This is a genomic window from Massilia sp. LXY-6 (assembly GCF_051233485.1).
Classification (GTDB): domain Bacteria; phylum Pseudomonadota; class Gammaproteobacteria; order Burkholderiales; family Burkholderiaceae_D; genus Telluria.
In genome coordinates this window covers 25,618-47,966 of the sequence record NZ_JBKFGF010000026.1, presented here as the reverse complement: position 1 = coordinate 47,966, position 22,349 = coordinate 25,618, and the positions used below count along the sequence as shown (strand labels likewise).

Genomic DNA, 22,349 nt, shown 5'->3' with positions numbered 1-22,349 from the left:
GACGGAGCGCTGCGATCGGCCTGCTGTCCTGATACGTCGTCCCCGCGAAGGCGGGGATCCAAATTTGCGTGAACGTTGTTAGCAAACGCTAGGGGGCGTAAGGCCCTTGGGTTCCCGCCTGCGCGGGAACGACGGTGTGTGTCTCGCGCGCGCAGTGGCGGCGCCTGGTGCTATATTTGACCCGCATCGGGGCAAGGCGGAGTCGATGATGAGCGAGGCGAGCGGCGGTTCGATGCGGGATTTTCTGCGTGACCACAACATCCACGAGGTGGAGTGCGTGATCGCGGACATGACCGGCATCGCCCGCGGCAAGATCCTGCCGAAAGACTTGTTCCTGTCCGGCGAGCACATGCGCCTGCCCAAAAGCGTGCTGCTGAACACGGTCCACGGCGAACAGCCGAACAATATGCCTTACGTCGGCGCGATCGACCCCGACATGGTCTGCGCGCCCGATCCCGCCACCATGCGGGTCGTGCCCTGGGCCACCGAGCGGGTCGCCTGCGTGATCCACGATTGCCAGAACTTCGACGGCAGCCCGGTCGAGCTGGCGCCGCGTTCGGTGCTGCGGCGGGTGCTGGCCAAATTCCGCGAACGCGGCTGGAAACCGGTGGTGGCGCCCGAGATGGAGTTCTACCTGGTCGCGCGCAACACCAACCCGCACGAACCCTTGAGCCCGCCGACCGGCCGCAGCGGCTTTACGGAGCAGGGGCGGCAATCGTATTCGATCGACGCCGTCAACGATTTCGACCCCTTCTTCCTGGAACTGTCCGCCTTCTGCAAGCAGCACGAGCTGGGCGTCGAAACCCTGATCCACGAGGCGGGTGCCGGCCAGATGGAGATCAATTTCACGCACGGCGACGCGCTCGAACTGGCCGACCGCGTGTTCCTGTTCAAGCGCGCGGTGCGCGAGACCGCCCTGCGGCACGGCATCTTCGCCACCTTCATGGCCAAGCCGATGGAAACCGAGCCGGGCAGCGCCATGCACGTGCACCAGAGCGTGGTCGACCTCGCCACAGGCCGCAACATTTTCTCGAACGAGGACGGCAGCGAGAGCACCTTGTTCCGTCAATTCATCGGCGGGCTGGAAAAATACGTGCCCCCAAGCACCTTATTATTCGCGCCCCATGTCAATTCCTTCCGGCGCCTGTCGCGCTTCCAGTCGGCACCGATGAACGTGCACTGGGGCTACGACAACCGTACTTGCGGCATCCGCGTGCCGAATTCGACGCCGGCCAGCCGCCGGGTCGAGAACCGCGTGCCGGGCGTGGACGTGAACCCGTATCTCGCGATGGCGGCCACCCTGGCCTGCGGCTGGCTCGGCATGACGGAAGGGCTGCAGCCGGCCGCGCCGACCGCGGAGAGCGCCGAGCACGTCCACGGCGAACTGCCGCGCAACCTGGAAGACGCGATCTTCCAGCTGCGCGCCTGCCCGGCACTCGGCGCGATGCTGGGGCCGCTGTTCGTGGCGGCGTTTTGCGAGGTCAAGGAGCTGGAGTTCGCGACGTTTTCGCGGGTGATCAGTTCGTGGGAGAGGGAGCATTTGATGCTGCTGGTGTAATGCTCCGTATGCCAGGGCAGCGTCACGCGGGCGTCAGCGATATTCGCGCAACACGGTATAGCCGCCGCCATCGCCCGGCCGCGATTCCACCAGCGTGTAGTGGTCGACCTGCCAGTCGATCGGCGGTCCATTCTGCGGAATCTCGGCACCGCGCGCGCGCCGCGCCATGGTCACGTGCGGCCGGTAGGTGCGCGCCTCCGGCTGCAGGCCAAGGCCGGGCAGGGCCGCCGACAGTGCCGCATGCAGGTCGAGCAGCTCCGGCGGCGGCGAAGGCGGCGACAGCACCGCGATCCCGTTGTGCCACAGTTCGGCCACGCCCAGCTGCAGCCGGAACGGCGAAAACGGCACCGCCAGGCCATCGAGCAGCGCAGGGAGCGAGTCGCTCGGCTGGTTGCCGAGGAAGTGCAGGGTCAGGTGCAGCTTGTCCGTGTGGACCGGCGCCGCGCCGCGCGGCCAGTCCCACAGGTCGCGCCACTCGCGCAATTGATGGCGCACGCCCGGATCGGGCCAGAGCGCCAGGAATAGTCGAGTGGTGCCCATCGTCAGAAGCAGTGTTCCGGCGCCGGGAAGCTGCCGTCCTTGACCGCCGCCACGTAGGCTTCGACGGCGGCGTCGATGCTGGTTTGTCCCTCCATGAAGTTCTTCACGAAGCGCGCCTTGCGGCCCGGGAAGACGCCCAGCAGGTCGTGCATCACCAGCACCTGGCCGGAGCAGTCGGGGCCGGCGCCGATGCCGATGGTCGGCACGTGCAGCAGCTCGGTCACTTCCTTGCCCAGCGCCGCCGGCACCGCTTCCAGCAGCACCATCGCCGCGCCGGCGTCCTGCAGCGCCCGCGCATCGCGCTTGAGTTGTTCCGCACCTTCATCGGTCTTGCCCTGCACCTTGTAGCCGCCCAGCTGGTGCACGAACTGCGGGGTCAGGCCGATGTGGGCGCACACCGGAATGCCGCGCTCGGTCAGGAAGCGTACGGTGTCGGCCAGCCAGGCGCCGCCCTCGATCTTGATCATCTGGGCGCCGGCCCGCATCAGGGCGGAGCAGCTGTCGTAGGCCTGCTGCTTGGTGCCGTAGCTGCCGAAGGGCAGGTCGGCCAGCACGAAGGCGTGCTTGCGGCCGCGCACCACGGATGCCGTGTGGTAGGCGATGTCGGCCACCGTTACCGGCAGGGTCGAGTCGTAGCCGGCGCATACCATGCCCAGCGAGTCGCCGATGAGCAGCATATCGACGCCGCAGCGGTCCATCAGCGATGCGAAGCTGGCGTCATAGCAGGTCAGCATGGCGATCTTCTGGCCGGCCGCGCGCATCGCCAGCAGCGAAGGCAGGGTCACGGCCTTGCGGGCCGGTTGTTCCGGGGTAGAAGTGTCCTTGCCCTGCAAATATCCGCTCATATTAATCCTTTGCAAATCGTAAAAAAGCCGCCGGGAACATGCACCGACGGCGTAGTGTAATGCCAACACAGGATTCCTGCCGGGGGTGCCCCGACCAGGCACACCGGCTAGGTGATCGCCTGCTGCAGGATCGTCATTTCAGTTTTTCGATGCCTTGGTCCGCGACGCCGGGCAGCAGGTCCGCCGCGCGTCCGCGGCCGGGAATGTGGAGCCCCGGCGCGAGTTCGGCCAGCGGCGCCAGCACGAAGGCGCGCTCGTGCATGCGCGGGTGCGGGACCACCAGGGTAGGGGCCTCGTCGATGAGCTCATCGCCGTACAGCAGCAGGTCGAGGTCGAGGGTGCGCGGGGCGTTGCGGTAGGGGCGCTCGCGGCCGTGGGCCTGCTCGATATCGTGCAGTGCGGCCAGCAGTGCACGGGCGCTCAGCGAGGTATCGACTTCGGCCACGGCGTTGATGTAATCGTCGCCGCAGGAATCGATGGGCGCAGTGCGGTACAGCGAGGAGGCGCGCAGCAGGCGCACGCCCGGCACCCATGCCAGGCGCTCCAGTGCATCGAGCACGTTCGTCTGGGCGTCGCCCAGGTTGGCGCCGATGCCGACCCAGGCGCTCATTCGCTGTCGGGGGCCGCGGACTGCGGCGCGCCGGAATCGAGCGGGAACGCGCTTTCCCCTTCGGTCTTGCGCGGACCGCGGCGGCGCGGGCGCTTCTTCTGGGCGGCGGCGCCCTGCGGTTCGCGCGCGGAGCTGATCAGGCGCTCGCGCTCGTTGACGTCGGCGCCGTAGAAGGTGGCCCACCAGTTGCCCAGTTCCGCATCGAGCTCGCCGGATTCGCAGCGCAGCAGCAGGAAGTCGAAGCCGGCACGGAAGCGCGGGTGCTCCAGCAGTTTATAGGGCGACTTGCCGGTGCGGCGTTCGAAGCGCGGCTGCATCGCCCAGATGTCGCGCATGTCGGTGGCGATGCGGCGCTGCAGGGCCAGGCTGTCGGTCTGGTTGTCGAGCACGTCGTCGGCGGCCAGGTGCAGGGCCGGGATCGGCGCTTCGCCGGCGGCGCGGTAGGCGTTCCACTTTTCCAGCACCTGGTGCCACAGCAGGGAGGCGAACAGGAAGCCGGCCGAGACGCCCTTGCCGGCCCTGACGCGGGCGTCGGTCGATTCCAGCGCCAGGGTCACGAACTTCATGCCGATCGGCTGTTCCAGCACCACGTCCAGCAGCGGCAGCAGGCCATGGTGCAGGCCGGAGGCGCGCAGCTCCTTCAGGCAAGCCAGCGAGTGGCCGGACTGCAGCAGCTTGAGCATCTCGTCGAACACGCGCGCGGCCGGCACGTTGTTGATCAGGGGTGCCATCACCGGGATCGGCGCGCGGGTGGCCGGCTCGATCGTGAACTGCAGCTTGGCCGCGAAGCGCACCACGCGCAGCATGCGCACCGGGTCTTCGCGGTAGCGCGCTTCCGGCTGGCCGATGATGCGCAGGACCTTGTCGCGGATGTCCTGGATGCCGCCGTGGTAGTCGAGCACCGACTGGGTGGCCGGGTCGTAGTACATGGCGTTGATGGTGAAGTCGCGCCGCTCGGCATCCTCGTGCTGCGGGCCGAAGTCATTGTCGCGCAGGACCCGGCCATGCTCGTCCTTCGGCGCGTTGACGGCGGCGTTGCCGCGGAAGGTGGTCACCTCCAGCAGCTCCTGGCCGAACATCACGTGCACGATCTGGAAGCGGCGGCCGATGATGAAGGCGCGCCGGAACAGCTTCTTGACTTCCTCCGGGGTGGCATCGGTGGCGATGTCGAAGTCCTTCGGCTTCACGCCCAGCAGCAGGTCGCGCACGGCGCCGCCGACGACAAAGGCCTTGAAGCCGGCTTCCTGCAGGGTCTGGGTAACGCGCACCGCGTTGGATGAGACGAGCCTGGGGTCGATGCCGTGCACCTCCGGGCCGAGGATCACGGGCTGGGTGGGGTCGCGCTGGTCTTTCACGCCAAGGATTTTACGGATGAATTTTTTAATCATTGAACAGATGGAGTAAAGGCCAGCCAAGGGTGCTTGCGTGTTCGGCCAGACGGTCGCTCGGGTTGGTCGCCACCGGGTGCGAGACGACGGACAGCAGCGGGATATCGTTGTGCGAGTCGCTGTAGAAATAGCTGCGCTCGAAAGCGCCGAAGGGCTTGCCCAGTCCTTCGAGCCAGGCATGCATGTGGGTGACCTTGCCGTGGCCCTGGGTAGGGGTGCCGAGCAGTTTGCCGGTCGGGTGGCCGCGTTCGTCGAGTTCCGGGCGTGCCGCGATCAGGTGTTCCACGTTCAGCGCGCGCGCGATCGGCGCCGTCAGCCAGCCGTTGGTGGCGGTGATGATGGCGACCAGGTCGCCGGCGTCGCGGTGGCGCCGCAGCAGTTCCACCGCGCGCGGGCGGATCGCCGGCTCGATCACTTCGCGCATGTACTGCGCGTGCAGGTCCTTCAGGTGCGCGGGGTCGAAGCCGGCCAGGGTGCCGAGCGCGAACTCCAGGTATTCAACCGGGTCGAGGGTGCCGGCCTGGTACTGGGCGAAGAATTCTTCGTTGCGGCGCTGGTAGGCGTCGCAGTCGACCACCCGGTGGCGCACCAGGAACTGGCCCCATTCGAAGTCGGAATCGATGGGAAGCAGGGTATGGTCGAGGTCAAACAGCGCAAGGTTGCTCATTCTTTTAAATCGGTGTGCGGGTTTCCCTGAAGCAGCAAGTCACGCAGCAGCGGCAGCGTGACCGGACGCTGGGTCTCGAGCGAGTATTGGTCGAGTGCATCCAGCATGGTCGACAGGGAGCGCATGTCGCGCTTGAAATGGGACAGCAAGTAGGGTAACACGCTGGCCGACAGCGTCAAACCGCGCGCCTCGGCGGCCTGGGTGAGGGCGGCGATCTTCTCGTCGTCCGACAGGCCGTGGATCTGGTACACCAGGCCCCATCCCATGCGGGTACGCAGGTCCTCGCGCACCGGCAGCACGGCCGGCGGGACCGGGCCCGTGCAGACCATGTAGGCGCCGTGTTCGCGCACCTGGTTGAACAGGGCGAAGGCGTCGATCTGCTGCTGCGGCGACAGGCGGTCGATGTCGTCCACCAGGTAGAGGCTGACGTCGGGCGCGTAAGTGAATTGTTCCGTGGAGGCATCGAACGCGATATAGCGCGAACCCGGGGTGGCGGCCAGGCCATGCAGGATGTGGGTCTTGCCGGCGCCGGTTTCGGCCCAGAGGTAGCAGAAATGCTCGCGCGAGGCGCGTTGCGCGAACTGGTGCATCAAGTGCGCCATTTCGGCATTCGCTCCTATCTGGAAGGTGTCGAGGCTCTGTGCCGGGTCGGCCGCGCCTAAATCGAGCACCAGCTGTTTCATGGCTTGCATCTCATCCGGGCAGAGGGAAAATAGGCATGTTGTTCTTGTTTTCGCGTTGTGGCGGGGCCGTTTTGCTAGAATAGCGGATTGACCAGTTGGCCGTTCCCGGCAGTGACGCGGGTGCGCTCAGTTGATCTGCCGCTATCTATTTTACCGCCTCTGCTGCCAAATATCATGAGCCAACCGTCTAATGTTTCTCTCTCCTACCGCGATGCGGGTGTCGATATCGATGCCGGCGACGCCCTGGTCGAAGCGATCAAGCCCTTTGCCAAGCGCACCATGCGTGAAGGCGTGCTGGGCGGAATCGGTGGTTTCGGCGGGCTGTTCGAGATCAGCAAGAAGTACAAGGAGCCGGTGCTGGTGTCCGGCACCGATGGCGTCGGTACCAAGCTCAGGCTCGCTTTCGAGCTGAACCGCCACGACACGGTCGGCATCGACCTGGTCGCCATGAGCGTGAACGACATCCTGGTGCAGGGCGCCGAGCCGCTGTTCTTCCTCGACTACTTTGCCTGCGGCAAGCTGGACGTGGCCACCGCCACCGCGGTCGTCAAGGGCATCGCCCTGGGCTGCGAGCAGTCCGGCTGCGCCCTGCTGGGCGGCGAAACCGCCGAGATGCCGGGCATGTACCCGGACGGCGAATACGACCTGGCCGGCTTCGCCGTCGGCGCTGTGGAAAAATCGCAGATCATCGACGGCAGCAAGATCGCCGCCGGCGACGTGGTGCTGGGCCTGGCGTCGTCGGGCATCCACTCGAACGGCTACTCGCTGGTGCGCAAGATCATCGAGGTTGCCAAGCCCGACCTGGAAGCCGACTTCCACGGCCGCAAGCTGGCGGACGTCCTGATGGCGCCGACCCGCCTTTACGTCAAGCCGCTGCTGGCCCTGATGCAATCGATGGAAGTGAAGGGCCTGGTGCACATCACCGGCGGCGGCCTGGTCGAGAACATCCCGCGCGTGCTGCAGGATAATCTGACTGCCGTGCTGGACGCGAAGTCCTGGACGATGCCGCCGCTGTTCCAGTGGCTGCAGCAGCATGGCGGCGTGGCCGACGCCGAGATGCACCGCGTGTTCAACTGCGGCATCGGCATGACGGTGATCGTGTCGAAGGAAAACGCCGACGCCGCCATGGCACGGCTAGCGGAGGCCGGCGAGACCGTCTACCGCATCGGCGAAATCCGCGCCCGCAACGAGGGCGAGGCGCAGACCATCGTCGTCTAAGGTAGGAACCGCCAATGAAGAATGGGCGCCCGGGTGGATCACCCCGGCGCCCATTGTCTTTGGCGGATGCGCTAGATGTTCACACCTCTTCCGGCGCCCGGATGTGATCGACCAGCCCGGCGCTTTCGCGCGGAGGCGCCGGCGTCAGCAGGCTGACCGCGACCAGCACCGCCAGGCCGGCCGGCACCCCGAATACGCCGGCCGAGATCGGCGCGATGTGGAACCAGGCGCTGTCGGCGTTCCCGCCCAGGATCGGATTCGTGTGCAGCATGTAATAGAGGCAGACCAGGAAGCCGGCCAGCATGCCGGCGATCGCGCCCTGGTGGTTGGCGCGCTTCCAGAACACGCCCGCCACCAGCGCCGGGAACATGGTCGAGCCGGCCAGCGAGAACGCGGCGCCGACCAGCGACAGGATGTCGGCCGGCTTCTGCGAGGCGACGTAGGCGGCGATGAAGGCGACTCCCAGCAGCAGCAGCTTGGAGATCGTGACCCGCTTCTGGGTCGAGGCGCCCGGATCGACTATCTTGAAGTAGATGTCGTGCGACAGCGCGTTCGAGATCGCCAGCAGCAGGCCGTCGGCGGTCGACAGCGCGGCCGCCAGGCCGCCGGCCGCAACCAGCCCCGAGATCACGTAGGGCAGGCCGCCGATCTCCGGTGTGGCCAGGGTCAGCACGTCGCCGTCGATCGCGATCTCGGCCAGCTGCACGATGCCGTCGCCGTTGATGTCGGCGATGCTGATGAGCGGATTGGCCTTGTCGACGTTGGCCCAGTACGACACCCAGGTCGGCAGCGAGGCGTAGTCGGTGCCGACCAGGGAAGTGTAGATGTCGTACTTGGCCAGCACCGCCAGCGCCGGCATGGTCAGGTAGATCAGCAGGATGAAGAACAGGGCCCAGAACACCGACACCCGGGTCTCGTCCACCGAGGGCGTGGTGTAGGCGCGCATCAGGACGTGGGGCAGGGCGGCGGTGCCGAACATCAGGCAGAACACCAGCGCCAGGAAGTTGTTGCGGCGCTGGTTCGATTCCTCGCGGGTCTTGCCGGGGAAAGGCTCGGCATGCGGCTCGGGCGGCTGGGCGCGCTCGAGGTTGGCGGCGCGCTGCTCGATCCACACATGCGCGGCTTCGTCGGCGGTGCGCGGATAGGCGATCAGTTCGCGCTCGGCGTTGCGGATCTCGCCGAGCGAGGCATTGCGGCCGCGCGCGGCGTCGAGCCGGCGCTGGGCCTCGACCCGGCCGGCCTCCCAGGACCGCGGCAGGCCGGCCAGGCGGGCGGAATATTCGTCGGCCTTGGCCTTGAAACGCGCCCGCACCTCCTGTTCGCGCGGGTCGAGCGCGAGCTGGGCTTCGCGCTTGGCCAGCTTGGGCAGCACCGAGCCGTAGGCGACCTGCGGCACCGGGTTGCCGGCGAACTTCACGGACAGCCACATGGTCGGGATCAGGAAGGCCACCAGGATGATGATGTACTGCGCCACCTGGGTCCAGGTGATGGCGCGCATCCCGCCCAGGAACGAGCAGACCAGGATCGACGCCAGGCCGAGGAAGATCCCGACCGAGAAGTCGACCCCGGTGAAGCGCGAGGCGATCAGGCCGACCGCGTAGATCTGCGCCACCACGTAGGTGAAGGAGACCACGATGGTGGCGCTTACCGCGAGCGCGCGCACCACGTTGCCGTGCCTGGCGCTTCTGCCGTCGCCGGTGCCGCCGTAGCGCGCGTCCAGGAAGTCGGGCACCGTGTACTGGGCAAACTTGCGCAGGTAGGGCGCGATCAGCAGCGCCACCAGGCAGAAGCCGCCGGTCCAGCCCATCACGTAGGCGAGGGCGTCGAAGCCGTGCAGGTAGAGCGTGCCGGCCAGGCTGATGAAGCTGGCCGCCGAGATCCAGTCGGCGGCCGTCGCCATGCCGTTGAACAGGGCCGGCACGCGCCGTCCGGCCACGTAGTACTCGGACACGTTGGAGGTGCGCGCCACCACGCCGATGGTGGCGTACAGCGAGATGGTGGCGAACATGTACAGGTGGCCGATCCACTGGCGCGGCATGCCCTCGTTTTCCAGGATCCCCAGCGCCACCAGGAACATGCCGAGGCAGGCCGTGAACCACAGGTAGTAGCGCGACAGGCGCCGGAAGTAGCTGCGCGTTTTCGCCTTGCCCGGCGCGGCATTGCTTGCGCCGGTCACGTGCTCTCCTTCAGCATCTTGCGGAAGTCGCGGTCCAGCACCCGCATGCGCCAGGCGTAGGCGCCGATGATGGCCAGGAAAATCAGCGACGCGCCCTGGGCCGCCAAATAGAACGACAGCGGCCAGCCGAACACCGACATGTGGGCCAGGTCGCGCGCGAAGAACACGGTGCCGAAACCGGTCGCCAGCCACAGCCCCAGCAGGGCCAGGATGAGGCGCCGCGCGCGGCGCCAGTGCAGGACGCGCGCGGCGACGATCCGCTCGCGGCGCGGCGCGGCGGCATGGCCGGAAGGGGGCGGGGGAGAAGCGGCGGCGCGGTCAGTCGGCATCGGGGACGGGCGGGGCGGATGGTGGCGGGAAGGTCAGCCGGAACAGGCTGCCCGGGTATTTCTTGCTGGTGCTGCGCGGGTTGTTGAAGATCTCGATCTCGGCGCCGTGCTGGCGCGCGATCTCGCGCACGATCGCCAGCCCGAGGCCGGAACCGGAGGCGCTCGAGCCGAGGATGCGGTAGAAGCGCTCGAACACGCGCGGACGCTCGCCCGGCGCGATGCCGGGGCCGGTGTCCTCGACCTCCAGCAGGGCCAGGCCGGCGTCGCCGCGCACGCGCACGGTGACGCTGCCGCCCGGCGGGGTGTAGCGCAGCGCGTTGTCGATCAGGTTCGACAGCAGCTCGCGCAGCATCATGCCGTCCCCTAGAATCTCCAGCGCGCCGTGAGGGTCTTCGTAGCCGAGGTCGATCTCGTGGGTGAACGAGGCCGGCACCCAGTCCTGCACCACGGCGCGCGCCAGCAGCGACAGGTCGAGCGGATCGAGCGCCAGGCCGGCGTGCGGCTGGTTTTCGGCGCGCGCCAGCGCCAGCAGCTGGTTGACCAGGCGCGTCGCCGATTCCGAGCTCTTCGCCAGCTGCTCCAGCGAGCGGTGGATCTCGCCGGGGTCGAGCTGGCGCAGCGCCAGTTCGGACTGCATGCGCATGCCGGCCAGCGGGGTCTTCATCTGGTGCGCGGCGTCGGCGATGAAACGCTTCTGGGCGTCGATCGTGTGCGCCAGGCGCGCCAGCATGTCGTTCAGCGAGCCCACCAGCGGCGAGATCTCTTCCGGCACCTGGCGCGAATCGATCGGCGACAGGTCGTCCGGCGGACGCGCGCGGATCCGCTCCTGCAGCTGGGCCAGCGGCGACAGCCCGCGCGACAGGGCAAACCAGACCAGGGCCAGGATCACCGGCAGGATGATGAACTGGGGCAGGATCACGCCCTTGATGATCTCGTTGGCGAGCTGGGCGCGCTTTTCCAGCGTTTCCGCCACCTGCACCAGGGCCAGGTGCGGCTCCGCGCCCTGGCCCGCACCGGCGCCGGTGTCCGATGCCAGCGGCTGCAGGTTGACCCAGGCATAGGCGATCCGCACCGGGGCGCCGTGCAGGCTCTCGGTGCGGAAGTGCACCCGGCCGCTGCGCTCGGCGTCGTCCTGCGGCGGCAGCGGCAGGTCGCGGTCGCCTTCCACGACCTCGGCGCGCGGCCCGGTGATCTGGAAGTACACGCTGTCGACGTCGTCGGCGCGCAGGATGTCGCGCGCGCTGGCGGGCAGGCGCGCCACCACCTTGCCGTCGACTTCCTTGACCTGCTGGGCCAGCACCGTGACGTTGTCTTCCAACGCATGGTCGAAGGGCTGGTTGGCGATCGACTTCGCCACCAGGTAGGTGATCGCGATGCTCATCGGCCACAGCAGCAGCAGCGGGGCCAGCATCCAGTCGAGGATCTCGCCGAACAGCGAATGCTGGATGCTCTCTTCGGGCTCGGGCCGGGGCGGCACATACAGCGGTTCCAGCGCCGCATCGGGCTCAGGCTCGTAGAGTGATTCCGCCTCGATGGCGCCGGCGCTGCGCCGCTGCAGGGACTTCATGCCGGCTTGCCTTCGGTCTTACTTGCCGCCGGCGGTGGAGGCCTTGCGCGTGCTGTCGGCATACCGCTCCAGGCAGTAGCCCAGGCCGCGCACGGTGGCGATGCGGATGCCGCCGGTCTCGATCTTCTTGCGCAGGCGGTGCACGTAGACCTCGATGGCGTTGTTCGACACTTCCTCGCCCCACTCGCACAGGTGGTCGACCAGCTGTTCCTTGGAGACCAGGCGCCCGGTGCGCGCCAGCAGGATCTCGAGCAGGCCCAGTTCGCGCGCCGACAGGTCGAGCATCTGGTCGTCGATGTAGGCGCTGCGCCCGACCTGGTCGTAGGCCAGCGGACCGTGGCGGATCACGGTCGAGCCGCCGCCCTGGCCGCGGCGGGTCAGGGCACGCACCCGCGCCTCCAGTTCGGACAGGGCGAAGGGCTTGGCCATGTAGTCGTCGGCGCCGGCGTCGAGGCCGCCAACGCGCTGCTCGATCGAGTCGGCGGCGGTGAGGATCAGCACCGGGAGCAGCGAGCCGCGCGCGCGCAGGCGGCGCAGCACGTCGAGCCCGGACAGTTTCGGCAGGCCGAGGTCGAGGATCAGCAGGTCGAACTCCTGGGTCGACAGCGCCGTATCGGCATCCTGGCCGTTCTTCACGCAGTCGATCGCATAGCCGGACTGGCGCAAGGAGCGCGTCAGGCCATCGGCGAGTACGCTATCATCCTCGGCTAGTAAAATACGCATCGCATCTCCCTTTTGGTGGCCCTGTTCGCTTACTTTTTTATTCGTTGGAGCTAGCTTACCCGCATATTGTGTGTGATGTTTCGCAACATGTCGAATCGATCAGGCGACGGTAAATATCGCTTGCCAAAACTACTGGGATTTTATACAGTACTACCTATTGAAATCGCGCGAGCGGTCCCTATCTTGGTTCACTCTAGGACTGAAAGAAAATTATGGACGACAAAAAATCCGCAGTAAACGCAGCAGAGAAGGGCAAGGCGCTGGCAGCAGCCCTCGCGCAGATCGAAAAGCAGTTCGGCAAAGGCTCGGTCATGCGCATGGATATCAATGCGCCGGTCGAGGAAGTGCAAACCGTGTCCACCGGCTCGCTGGGCCTAGACATCGCGCTGGGCGTCGGCGGCCTGCCGCGCGGTCGTATCGTCGAGATCTACGGTCCGGAGTCGTCGGGTAAAACCACGCTGACCCTGCAAACCATTGCCCAGATGCAGAAACTGGGCGGTACTTGCGCCTTCATCGACGCCGAGCACGCGCTGGACGTCGGCTATGCGCAGAAGCTGGGCATCAAGCTGGACGAGCTGCTGATCTCGCAGCCGGACACCGGCGAGCAGGCGCTCGAAATCACCGACGCGCTGGTGCGCTCGGGCAGCGTCGACCTGGTGGTCATCGACTCGGTGGCGGCATTGACCCCGCGCGCCGAAATCGAAGGCGACATGGGCGACTCCCTGCCGGGCCTGCAAGCCCGTCTGATGTCGCAGGCGCTGCGCAAGCTGACCGGCTCGATCAACCGTACGAACACCCTGGTGATCTTCATTAACCAGATCCGTATGAAGATCGGTGTCATGTTCGGCAGCCCGGAAACCACGACCGGCGGTAACGCGCTGAAGTTCTACGCCTCCGTGCGCCTGGACATCCGCCGTACCGGTTCGATCAAGTCCGGCGACGAGGTGATCGGTAACGAAACCAAGGTCAAGGTCGTCAAGAACAAGATCGCTCCTCCGTTCAAGGAAGCCCACTTCGACATCCTGTATGGCGAAGGCACTTCCCGCGAAGGCGAGATCATCGACCTGGGCGTGGACAACAAGATCGTCGAGAAGTCGGGTTCGTGGTACAGCTATGGTGGCGAGCGCATCGGTCAAGGTAAGGACAATGCACGCCAGTACCTGAAAGACCGTCCGGCCCTGGCCCGCGAGATCGAAAACAAGGTCCGTGCCGCCCTGGGCGTGCGCGAACTGGGCCCGGTTGCTGCCGGTGAGGCTCCGGCCGCGGCAGCTGCCGCAGTCGGCGGCGACGAGTAATCGTCGGCCCGCGCCCCGGTGAGACAGGTTCTGAGCTTAAAGGCTCGCGCACTCAAGTATTTGTCGATGCGCGAGCACAGCCGGATCGAGCTGGGGCGCAAGCTGGCTCGCCATGCCGAGGAGGGCGACGACGTCGAAGCCCTCCTCGATTTCCTTGAAAAGAACAACTGGCTGTCGCAGGAACGCTTCGCCGAATCGCTGGTGCACCGCCGTGCCGGCCGCTACGGCAACAGCCGCGTGCTGGCCGAACTCCAGCAGCACGGCCTGAAGGGCGAAGAGCTCGACGAGCTCAAGTCCGGCCTGAAGGAAACCGAAACCACACGCGCCAGGGAAGTCTGGCGCCGCAAGTTCGGCCGGGTTCCGCAGGACGCCGAGGAACGCAGCAAGCAGATGCGCTTTCTCATGGCGCGTGGTTTTTCGCAGGGCGCGATCCGCAGCGCACTGCAGGGACGCGACGAGGACGACGAGTCCTGACGTTGAAGCGCGTCTAACAAAGCCCTTAGAGCTTTCCCTCCTAAACTGCCTGCCGAATTGGCGACCGGGTGCATCCGCCTGCTTGCTGTGCTAAACTTTCGTGGTTTAAGCAGCGCCGCAAGAGCGGTTGTTGCCGTAGAAGCTGCGGCAACGTGCATCAGGCACAACGGCTGCATACTTTTTTCGCCGCATTCCGGCATTGGTGTTTATGCCCCTGTCTTCCCCCACTCCGCGTAAGCTAAGGCACACGCGCGCCATTACCGTCGAAGCGTACGCGCGCGACGATGGGCTGTGGGACCTCGACGCTTGCATCCGCGACATCAAGACCCACGATCTCGACCTGCCTTCCGGCCGTCGTCCGGGCGGCCTGCCTGTGCATGACCTCAAGCTGCGCGTGACCATCGACCGCGACATGGTCATCACGGACGCCGAAGCCGCTTCGGATGCCGTACCCTATCCCGGTTATTGCGACACCATCGCTCCCGCCTACAAGAAATTGATTGGCTTGTCGCTGCTGAAACATTTCCGGCTGCACCTGAAAGACCGCCTGTCCGGCGTCCTCGGATGCACCCATTTGACCGAGCTGGCACAGGTCCTGCCCACTGCGGCAATCCAGGCCTTTGCCGACGACGCCATGGAAAAACGCGAGGCCGCGCAATCGGCCGAGCGTCCTTACGAACTCGACCGCTGCCATGCGCTGCGCATCGACGGTCCCGCCGTCGCAAAGTACTACCCGCGCTGGGCCTTGAAGGTGGTGTCGGGGTAGTATTCGACTCTTGTAGCTCTATATTTATTCAACCGTATTTCTAAATCAGTAACAGAAGAAGGGAAGCCAGCATGAAAATCCATGAGTATCAAGGCAAAGAGATCCTCCGAAAGTTCGGAGTGACCGTTCCGCGCGGCATTCCGTGCATGTCGGTGGACGAAGCCGTCAAGGCAGCTGAAGAGCTGGGCGGCCCGGTCTGGGTAGTCAAGGCGCAGATCCATGCTGGCGGCCGCGGCAAGGGCGGCGGCGTCAAGGTCGCCAAGTCGATCGACCAGGTTCGCGAATATTCGAACCAGATCATGGGCATGCAGCTGGTGACCCACCAGACCAGCCCGGAAGGCCAGAAAGTCCGTCGCCTGCTGATCGAAGAAGGCGCCGACATCAAGAAAGAACTGTACGTGTCGCTGGTCACCGACCGTGTCACCCAGAAAGTCGTGCTGATGGCCTCGTCGGAAGGCGGCATGGACATCGAAGAAGTCGCGCACAGCAACCCGGAAAAGATTCACAACGTCGTGATCGAGCCGTCGGTCGGCCTGACCGATGCGCAGGCTGACGACGTCGCCCGCAAGATCGGCGTGCCGGAAGCGTCGATCGCCGACGCCCGCGCCAACCTGCAGGGCCTGTACAAAGCCTACTGGGAAACCGACGCCTCGCTGGCCGAAATCAACCCACTAATCCTGACGGGCTCGGGCAAGGTCATCGCCCTGGACGCCAAGTTCAACTTCGACTCGAACGCTCTGTTCCGTCACCCGGAAATCGTCGCCTACCGCGACCTGGACGAAGAAGATCCGGCCGAAGTCGAAGCATCGAAATTCGACCTGGCTTACATCTCGCTGGACGGCAACATCGGCTGCCTGGTGAACGGTGCCGGCCTGGCCATGGCCACCATGGACACCATCAAGCTGTTCGGCGGCGAGCCGGCCAACTTCCTGGACGTGGGCGGCGGTGCGACGGCTGAGAAAGTCACCGAAGCATTCAAGATCATGCTGAAGAACCCGGGCCTGAAAGCCATCCTGGTCAACATCTTCGGCGGCATCATGCGCTGCGACGTGATCGCCGAAGGCGTGATTACCGCATCGAAGGCCGTGTCGCTGCAAGTGCCGCTGGTCGTCCGCATGAAGGGCACCAACGAAGACCTGGGCAAGAAGATGCTGGCCGACTCCGGCCTGCCGATCATCTCGGCCGACACCATGGAAGACGCAGCGAAGCAGGTCGTTGCCGCCGCTGCTGGCCAAGCCTAATTCGCAAAGGAAATAACATGTCGATTCTGATTAACAAAGACACCAAAGTCATCACCCAAGGTATCACCGGCAAGACCGGCCAGTTCCACACCCGCATGTGCCGCGACTACGCGAACGGCCGTGAAGCCTTCGTGGCCGGCGTGAACCCGAAGAAAGCCGGTGAAGACTTCGAGGGTATCCCGATCTTCGCCAGCGTCAAGGAAGCCAAGCAGAACACCGGCGCCAACGTTTCCGTGATCTACGTGCCGCCGGCAGGCGCCGCCGCCGCGATCTGGGAAGCCGTCGAAGCCGAGCTGGACCTGGCAATCTGCATCACCGAAGGCATCCCGGTCCGTGACATGATGGAAGTCAAGGACCGCATGGCCAAGGCCGGTTCGAAGACCCTGCTGCTGGGCCCGAACTGCCCGGGCCTGATCACCCCGGACGAGATCAAGATCGGCATCATGCCGGGTCACATCCACAAGAAGGGCCGCATCGGCGTCGTCTCGCGTTCGGGCACCCTGACCTATGAAGCAGTCGGCCAGCTGACCGCGCTGGGCCTGGGTCAGTCGTCGGCAGTCGGCATCGGCGGCGACCCGATCAACGGTCTGAAGCACATCGACATCATGAAGATGTTCAACGACGATCCGGATACCGATGCGGTCATCATGATCGGCGAGATCGGCGGCCCGGACGAGGCGAACGCTGCTTACTGGATCAAGGACAACATGAAGAAGCCGGTCGTCGGCTTCATCGCTGGCGTCACCGCGCCTCCGGGCAAGCGCATGGGCCACGCCGGCGCGCTGATCTCGGGCGGCGCCGACACCGCGCAAGCCAAGCTGGAAATCATGGAAGCCTGCGGCATCACCGTCACCAAGAACCCGTCGGAAATGGCGCGCCTGCTGAAGGCCATGCTGTAATCCACCGGTTCAGCAAGCAGTAACAAAGGATGGGGAGCTTCGGCTCCCCGTTTTTTTGCGGGTGCGGCGACAATTTCTGTCAGCTGGACAATTTTTGACAGGCCTGGTGACGAAAATTGTCATGCGATAAGGATAATGCTGACAAAAATTGGTACGGATACGGCATTTCGATGTCTTCATGCAAACGATTCCGTATGGAAATGACCTGGCACAGGCTTTGCATATAGTAGAGGGCAGAAGCAAGCAGTACCGGACAAGCAGTACCCCATTCAACGTTGTACCAAACTGGAGAAATACCATGAAAGCACCGAAAATGATCAAGAAGGCCCAGGCCGGTTTCACCCTGATCGAACTGATGATCGTCGTCGCGATCATCGGTATCCTGGCAGCAGTCGCTATCCCGGCTTACAGCGACTACACCGCCAAGGCCAAGGCTGCGAATGCCCTGTCTGCTGCTGACCCGTACAAGACTGCTGTCGCCATGTGCGCACAGGAAGCCGGTGCTGCCACCAATTGCAATACCACCGACAATGCCAGCCTGTTTGCCGCTTTCACCCCGACCAAGGAAGTCACCGGCATGACCGTCACCGGCGCCGGCGTCGTCACCATGACGCTGGCAGACATTGGTAAGAACACGTCGGGCACTACCGTGATCTTCACCCCGTACCTCGGCACCAGCGCCGTGACCTGGGCAATCGTTTCCAACAGCACGAACGCCGCCGTGAAGGCAGCCTTCGAGAAGAACTCGGTTGCCGCCGGTTCGTAATCCCCGGCAGTAGCATGCAAAGCCGCCTTCGGGCGGCTTTTTTATTCTCGGTCCATTTGCCCCAGCGAGTAGCCGATGCCCTGGTACGATACCGCAGCAGTTCGAAAGCCCGTCAGCCTGGTTCTCCCGGCGGCCCCCTTCATCACTTTGGCCGTGCTCGGCGTGCTTTGCCTGAACTTCGTGTGGGCGTACCGCCACGACGAGCAGCGCTGCATCGAGATCGTGCTGTTGTGCGCCGGCGCCCTGACGATCCTGGGGTGCGTCGTCATGGGCGGGGCTGTTTCCATCCGGCTTTCCGCCCACCGGCCTCTGCTGGCGTTCTTTATCCTCGGCCTGCTTTCGACCGCGTCCGCCTTGTCGCTGCGCCACGCCATCTACGAATGGTCCAGTTTCGTCCTGCTGGCCTTGCTCGCTGGCGCCATCGCCACCGAACTGGCGAAGAGCGGCACCACCGGCCTGTCCGGCATTCTGCAACTCGCCGGGATCGCCTGCGCGCTGCATTCGCTGCGCGTGTTGATCATGTACGCAGCCTCCCTCGCCAGCGGTTACCAGCCCGACATGCACGCTCTGGCGGTCGGCTTCAGCAATGCCCGCTTCCTCAACCACACACAGACGGCGCTATTGCCTCTGATAGTCCTGCTGAGCCTCCAGGCGCCGGCCGCCTCGGCTGCACGCCGCACGTGGTTCGTACTGGCTGCGTTCTGGTGGTCCCTGTTGTTCGTCAGCGAAGCGCGCGCGACCATTCTCGCGCTGGGCGCCGGCGGCGTCCTGGCGCTGGCGCTGCGCGGCTCACACGCACGCGGTTTTCTCCGGACGATGGCCTTGGCCGCGCTTGCCGGCGCCATCCTTTACGTGTTGGGATTCATCCTGCTGCCGACGCTGGTGGGTCTGCATCCGGTCGGCATGCCGTCGAACGTGGTGGCGCGCACGGCTTCCGACCCATCCTCCGGCCGCACGCTCTTGTGGACGCTGGCGCTGCAGTGGATCGCTGCCCATCCCTGGCTGGGCATCGGTCCCCATCATTTCGCGCACGTAGGCCACAAGCTGTACATCGGCGCCCATCCGCACGACTGGCTGCTCCAGATCGGCGTCGAATGGGGAATTCCAGCGCTGCTGTGCCTGCTGGGCGCGCTTGCACTCGGGGCACGCGCACTGGTGCGCAGCGGTCAACGCATCGCCGACGACGACTTGCGCAACCAGCGGATCCTGGTCGCCTTGCTGACGACGTGCGCAGCCATTTTTGTCGACGGCCTGTTTTCAGGCGTGCTGGTCATGCCGCAGAGCCAACTGGCCATCGCACTGGTCATCGGCTGTGCCGCCGGCTGGGTACGTTCGCTCGGCGCAGCCGCCGAGACGGCGCCGTCCCGGTGGACCCGTCCCATAACCGGCGTGCTGGCCGCGGCCGCGCTGTGCGGGCTGGTGTGGTCGGTGGCCCCCAGCTTCATGCAGCATGCGCGGGGCGAGCCGCTCACGCCCGCCGAGCAGGCCATCAACGACAAGGTGAACTGGCCCCGCATGTGGGAAGCGGGTTATTTCTAGATCTAGACGATATTCTGCCGGTCCGCCAGCAGCACCTCATACGTCAGGTTCTGCAGCATGGTGTAGTGCACTGGGTCGAGCTCCAGGAACTGTACGCCATAAGCGAAGAATTCCGCCCCATCCGACTCGCGGCGCAGCGCGTTCACGTTGCGTACCGCGGCCCGCGTCCTCACCTGCACATCGCGGTCGCCCAGCGGTGACGGCAGGCCGAACTCCACCATGATCTCGCCGCCCTCGGGCAGGCTGCTCGGCGACTCGATGCGCGCGCCGTTGACGCTGACGTTGGTGAGCGTACAGCCGACCGCGGCGCCGCCCTGCGCCGGCAGGATCCGGGCCGGAATGTCGACCTTGACCCGCATCGCCGCGCGCAGGCTGGTTCCCTGGATCGAGTCGGGGAAGGAGAGGTGGACGTAGAGCAGGGGACGGTCGAACACGCGCTCGACCGTGCAGGCGAAGGAGCACACGTTCACGCCCGAGAACACGCGGATCGTGATCCGTTCGCCTTCCACTAGGCTGGCCGGGGTACCGTTTTCCAGCGGCACCTTGACGATCAGGTACTCATCCTTGACGTAGCCGATGAGGGTCGAAAAATACTGCACCGGCTTGATGCGCCGGTAGGTGATGAACTGGAGCCGGACACCGACTTGCAGGTTCATCGACTCGAATCCGAATTCCTTTGACGCGAGTTCCCGCTCCGTCTGCATGTTGCTTACTATCATCTTACCTGTCCCGCTTGCACATCCGGCGCGCATCATAGCATCTGCATAACTTCGTGACATTGTCTAGACGAAAAAATGCCCGCACGAAGCGGGCATCTGTGGCGAAAATGCGATTAAGGCTTGACGTGCTGGTCGAGCCAGTCGATGACGGTGTGGTGCCACAGCAGCGAATTGGCCGGCTTCAGCACCCAGTGATTCTCGTCCGGGAACACCAGCAGCTTGCTTTCGATGCCGCGGCGCTGCAGGGCGGTGAAGGTCGACAGGCCCTGGGCGGTCGGGATGCGGAAGTCCTTGTCGCCTTGAACAACCAACATCGGCGTTTTCCACTTGTTGACGTGCAGGACCGGGTTGAAGCGCTCGTGCTTTTCCGGCACCGAGAAATAGGGACCGCCGTTTTCCCAGTCGGTAAACCACTGTTCCTCGGTCGAATAGGCCATGCCGCGGGTGTCGAATACGCCGTCGTGGTTGACGATGCACTTGAAACCGTCCGGCCAGTTACCCTCGATCCAGTTCATCATGTAGCCACCATAGGATGCGCCGAGGGCGCAGGCCTTCGAGCGGTCCAGCCACGCATATTTCGCCACGGCCGCCGCCAGTCCCTTCTTGAGGTCCTCGAGCGGCTTGCCGCCCCAGTCGCCGCTGATGGCATCAGTGAACTTCTGGCCGTAGCCGGTGGATCCGTGGAAGTCGATGAACACGGTGGCGTAGCCGGCGCCGGCATACACCTGCGGATTCCAGCGGTAGCTCCAGCCGTTGCCAAAGCTGCCCTGCGGGCCGCCGTGCACCAGGAAGGCGATCGGGTATTTCTTGCCCGGCTCGTAGTTCCACGGTTTCATCACATGGCCGTACACGGTGTCGCCGTTCGCGCCCTTGAACGAGAATTGCTCGTACTCGCCCCAGCGCACGTCGCCCAGGCGCTCGGTGTTCACGTCGGTCAGCCTGACCGGATTGCCGGTACCAAGTTTCATCGCGTACAGCTGCGCGCCGGACGCCAGGCTGGTCTGGGTGAAGGCGACGGTGTCGCCGCGCACGTCGAAGCCGCCGATCGAGCCCTTGTCGGTCAGCGGCGTGACCTTGCCACCGGCCACGTCGATCGAGAACAGGCGGTGCTGCCCGATGTCTTCGGCATCGGCAATCAGCGCCTTGCCGTCGCGGGTCCACTGGATGCTGCCCGGCGAGCGGTCCCAGCTCTCGGCAATGTTGCGCTTCTTGCCGCTGGCCAGGTCGAGCAGCACGATGTGGTAGCGGTCGGCTTCGAAGCCGGGACGCGTCATCGACAGATAGGCGAGAAGGCGGCCGTCCGGCGAGAACACGCCCTTGGCGTCCCAGGCTTTATTGTCCGCGGTCAGGTTGCGCGGCTGGCTGCCGCGGTCCGGCATCCCGGCGGCCGGGACCGCGTACAGGTCGAAGTTGGTCGACCAGGCTTCGGTCTTGCCGGCGATGCGTACCGAGAACACGACGGTCTTGCCGTCCGGGCTGAAGTGGAATTCCTCGCGGTCGCCGAAGGGTTTCGACGGCACGTCGCCGTCCAGCGAGCCGGACAGGCTGACGGGCGCGCCGCTCACGCGGCCATTGGCGTCGAGCGGTGCGGAATAGAGCACGGCGTTGCGGCCATCGGCCCAGGTATCCCAGTGGCGCACGAACAGGCGGTCGTAGACCTGGCCGGTGGCCTTGTCCTTCTCCTTGGCGTCGGCCCTGGCCTTGGTGCAGGCGAGGTCCGGGCAGTCGCGGAACACCGACATGCTGAGCGCGATACGGTCGCCAGTGGGCGAGACGCGGTAGGCATCGACGTCGATCGGCATGTCGGTCACACGGACGGGTTCGGGCAACTGAGCGCCGCCATCGGCCGGCACGCGCCAGACCTGCGACGAGCCCGAGCGGGCGGACAGGAAGTAGACCGCATCGCCGGCGGCCGACCATTCCGGATCGGTGCTGCTGGCGGCGTCCGAGGTCAGGCGCCGCGGCGCCGGGGTGGCGGCGCGCAGGTCGACCATATACAGATCGGTATGGCCCTTGTTCTTCGCCATGTCGGTGCTGCGCACCGTGTAGACGACGCGGGTACCGTCGGGCGACACCACGGGCGAGCCGATGCGCTCCATCGACACCAGGTCCTCGACCGTGAAACCGCGTCCGGTGCTTGCGGTGGCGGTGGCTGCTGTTGCCGTCGACGCCATGGTGACGGCGGTCGTGGCAAGGGTCGCGGCAACGGTGGCTGCCAGCGTTAGCATGCGTACTTTCATCCTGTCCTCGTGCTTCAGTGAAAGGAAGCAATTTAACATGTGGAAAGGATAAAGGGATAAGTTGTTCTCACACAGAATCCTCTGCGTGGGCTGAACCAGGTTGACC

The 22,349-nt window shown here is 65.4% G+C and carries 21 protein-coding genes; 9 read left to right on the top strand and 12 right to left on the bottom strand.

The window, feature by feature from the left end:
* Positions 1–208 precede the first annotated feature (208 nt).
* On the top strand, positions 209–1,558 hold the full coding sequence (locus ACI48D_RS13075; protein WP_435571649.1) for a glutamine synthetase family protein: 1,350 nt from the start codon (positions 209–211) through the stop codon (positions 1,556–1,558).
* 33 nt (positions 1,559–1,591) lie between these two features.
* Here ACI48D_RS13075 and thpR read toward each other — a convergent pair whose 3' ends face one another.
* The 6 genes from thpR to hda form a co-directional block, all read right to left on the bottom strand.
* The gene (gene thpR / locus ACI48D_RS13070) at positions 1,592–2,098 is read right to left on the bottom strand and encodes an RNA 2',3'-cyclic phosphodiesterase (protein WP_435571648.1); all 507 of its coding nucleotides are present in this window, start codon (positions 2,096–2,098) and stop codon (positions 1,592–1,594) included.
* Between the two features lie 2 nt (positions 2,099–2,100).
* On the bottom strand, positions 2,101–2,943 hold the full coding sequence (gene panB, locus ACI48D_RS13065) for a 3-methyl-2-oxobutanoate hydroxymethyltransferase (RefSeq protein WP_435571647.1): 843 nt from the start codon (positions 2,941–2,943) through the stop codon (positions 2,101–2,103).
* A 133-nt stretch (positions 2,944–3,076) separates the two neighbouring features.
* Entirely contained in the window at positions 3,077–3,553 is a 477-nt protein-coding gene (gene folK / locus ACI48D_RS13060; RefSeq protein WP_435571646.1) for a 2-amino-4-hydroxy-6-hydroxymethyldihydropteridine diphosphokinase, read from the bottom strand.
* Entirely contained in the window at positions 3,550–4,941 is a 1,392-nt protein-coding gene (gene pcnB / locus ACI48D_RS13055; RefSeq protein WP_435571645.1) for a polynucleotide adenylyltransferase PcnB, read from the bottom strand. The genes folK and pcnB overlap by 4 nt, the downstream gene beginning before the upstream one ends.
* Complete coding sequence (locus tag ACI48D_RS13050; protein WP_435571644.1) at positions 4,934–5,608, bottom strand: HAD family hydrolase; 675 nt, start codon at positions 5,606–5,608, stop codon at positions 4,934–4,936. Before ACI48D_RS13050 ends, pcnB begins: the two co-directional genes overlap by 8 nt.
* Entirely contained in the window at positions 5,605–6,291 is a 687-nt protein-coding gene (gene hda, locus ACI48D_RS13045; protein ID WP_435571821.1) for a DnaA regulatory inactivator Hda, read from the bottom strand. The genes ACI48D_RS13050 and hda overlap by 4 nt, the downstream gene beginning before the upstream one ends.
* 174 nt (positions 6,292–6,465) lie before the next feature.
* Between hda and purM the strand changes: the two genes are divergently transcribed.
* On the top strand, positions 6,466–7,509 hold the full coding sequence (gene purM / locus ACI48D_RS13040; protein ID WP_435571643.1) for a phosphoribosylformylglycinamidine cyclo-ligase: 1,044 nt from the start codon (positions 6,466–6,468) through the stop codon (positions 7,507–7,509).
* 79 nt (positions 7,510–7,588) lie between these two features.
* Here purM and ACI48D_RS13035 read toward each other — a convergent pair whose 3' ends face one another.
* From ACI48D_RS13035 to ACI48D_RS13020, 4 genes are read right to left on the bottom strand one after another with little or no spacing between them, the layout of a single operon-like run.
* Positions 7,589–9,685, bottom strand: a complete 2,097-nt coding sequence (locus tag ACI48D_RS13035; protein ID WP_435571642.1) for a sodium:solute symporter family protein — start codon at positions 9,683–9,685, stop codon at positions 7,589–7,591.
* Positions 9,682–10,014, bottom strand: coding sequence for a DUF4212 domain-containing protein (locus ACI48D_RS13030; protein ID WP_435571641.1), 333 nt, complete (start codon positions 10,012–10,014; stop codon positions 9,682–9,684). The genes ACI48D_RS13035 and ACI48D_RS13030 overlap by 4 nt, the downstream gene beginning before the upstream one ends.
* A complete protein-coding gene (locus ACI48D_RS13025) occupies positions 10,004–11,581 on the bottom strand; it encodes a sensor histidine kinase (RefSeq protein ID WP_435571640.1) in 1,578 nt (525 codons plus the stop codon). Before ACI48D_RS13025 ends, ACI48D_RS13030 begins: the two co-directional genes overlap by 11 nt.
* An 18-nt stretch (positions 11,582–11,599) precedes the next feature.
* Positions 11,600–12,304 carry a response regulator gene (locus ACI48D_RS13020; RefSeq protein ID WP_435571639.1) on the bottom strand — a complete coding sequence of 235 codons (705 nt, stop codon included), beginning with the start codon at positions 12,302–12,304 and terminating at the stop codon, positions 11,600–11,602.
* Between the two features lie 212 nt (positions 12,305–12,516).
* Between ACI48D_RS13020 and recA the strand changes: the two genes are divergently transcribed.
* The 7 genes from recA (at position 12,517) to ACI48D_RS12985 (ending at position 19,284) form a co-directional block, all read left to right on the top strand.
* Positions 12,517–13,599, top strand: a complete 1,083-nt coding sequence (gene recA / locus ACI48D_RS13015; protein ID WP_435571638.1) for a recombinase RecA — start codon at positions 12,517–12,519, stop codon at positions 13,597–13,599.
* Positions 13,600–13,617: 18 nt separating this feature from the next.
* Complete coding sequence (gene recX, locus ACI48D_RS13010) at positions 13,618–14,073, top strand: recombination regulator RecX (protein WP_435571637.1); 456 nt, start codon at positions 13,618–13,620, stop codon at positions 14,071–14,073.
* Positions 14,074–14,281: 208 nt separating this feature from the next.
* Positions 14,282–14,839, top strand: a complete 558-nt coding sequence (locus ACI48D_RS13005) for a DUF2889 domain-containing protein (protein WP_435571636.1) — start codon at positions 14,282–14,284, stop codon at positions 14,837–14,839.
* A 71-nt stretch (positions 14,840–14,910) separates the two neighbouring features.
* Complete coding sequence (gene sucC / locus ACI48D_RS13000; RefSeq protein WP_435571635.1) at positions 14,911–16,080, top strand: ADP-forming succinate--CoA ligase subunit beta; 1,170 nt, start codon at positions 14,911–14,913, stop codon at positions 16,078–16,080.
* 17 nt (positions 16,081–16,097) lie between these two features.
* Positions 16,098–16,979 (top strand): succinate--CoA ligase subunit alpha, encoded by an 882-nt coding sequence (gene sucD / locus ACI48D_RS12995; protein WP_056447154.1) that lies wholly within the window; start codon positions 16,098–16,100, stop codon positions 16,977–16,979.
* Between the two features lie 298 nt (positions 16,980–17,277).
* A complete protein-coding gene (locus tag ACI48D_RS12990) occupies positions 17,278–17,745 on the top strand; it encodes a pilin (RefSeq protein ID WP_435571634.1) in 468 nt (155 codons plus the stop codon).
* 75 nt (positions 17,746–17,820) lie between these two features.
* On the top strand, positions 17,821–19,284 hold the full coding sequence (locus ACI48D_RS12985; protein ID WP_435571633.1) for an O-antigen ligase family protein: 1,464 nt from the start codon (positions 17,821–17,823) through the stop codon (positions 19,282–19,284).
* Positions 19,285–19,286: 2 nt separating this feature from the next.
* On the opposite strand, the gene ACI48D_RS12980 is transcribed toward ACI48D_RS12985, so the two are convergent.
* Positions 19,287–19,940, bottom strand: coding sequence for a flagellar brake protein (locus ACI48D_RS12980; protein WP_435571632.1), 654 nt, complete (start codon positions 19,938–19,940; stop codon positions 19,287–19,289).
* Positions 19,941–20,116: 176 nt separating this feature from the next.
* Positions 20,117–22,231, bottom strand: coding sequence for a prolyl oligopeptidase family serine peptidase (locus ACI48D_RS12975; RefSeq protein ID WP_435571631.1), 2,115 nt, complete (start codon positions 22,229–22,231; stop codon positions 20,117–20,119).
* Positions 22,232–22,349 lie beyond the last annotated feature (118 nt).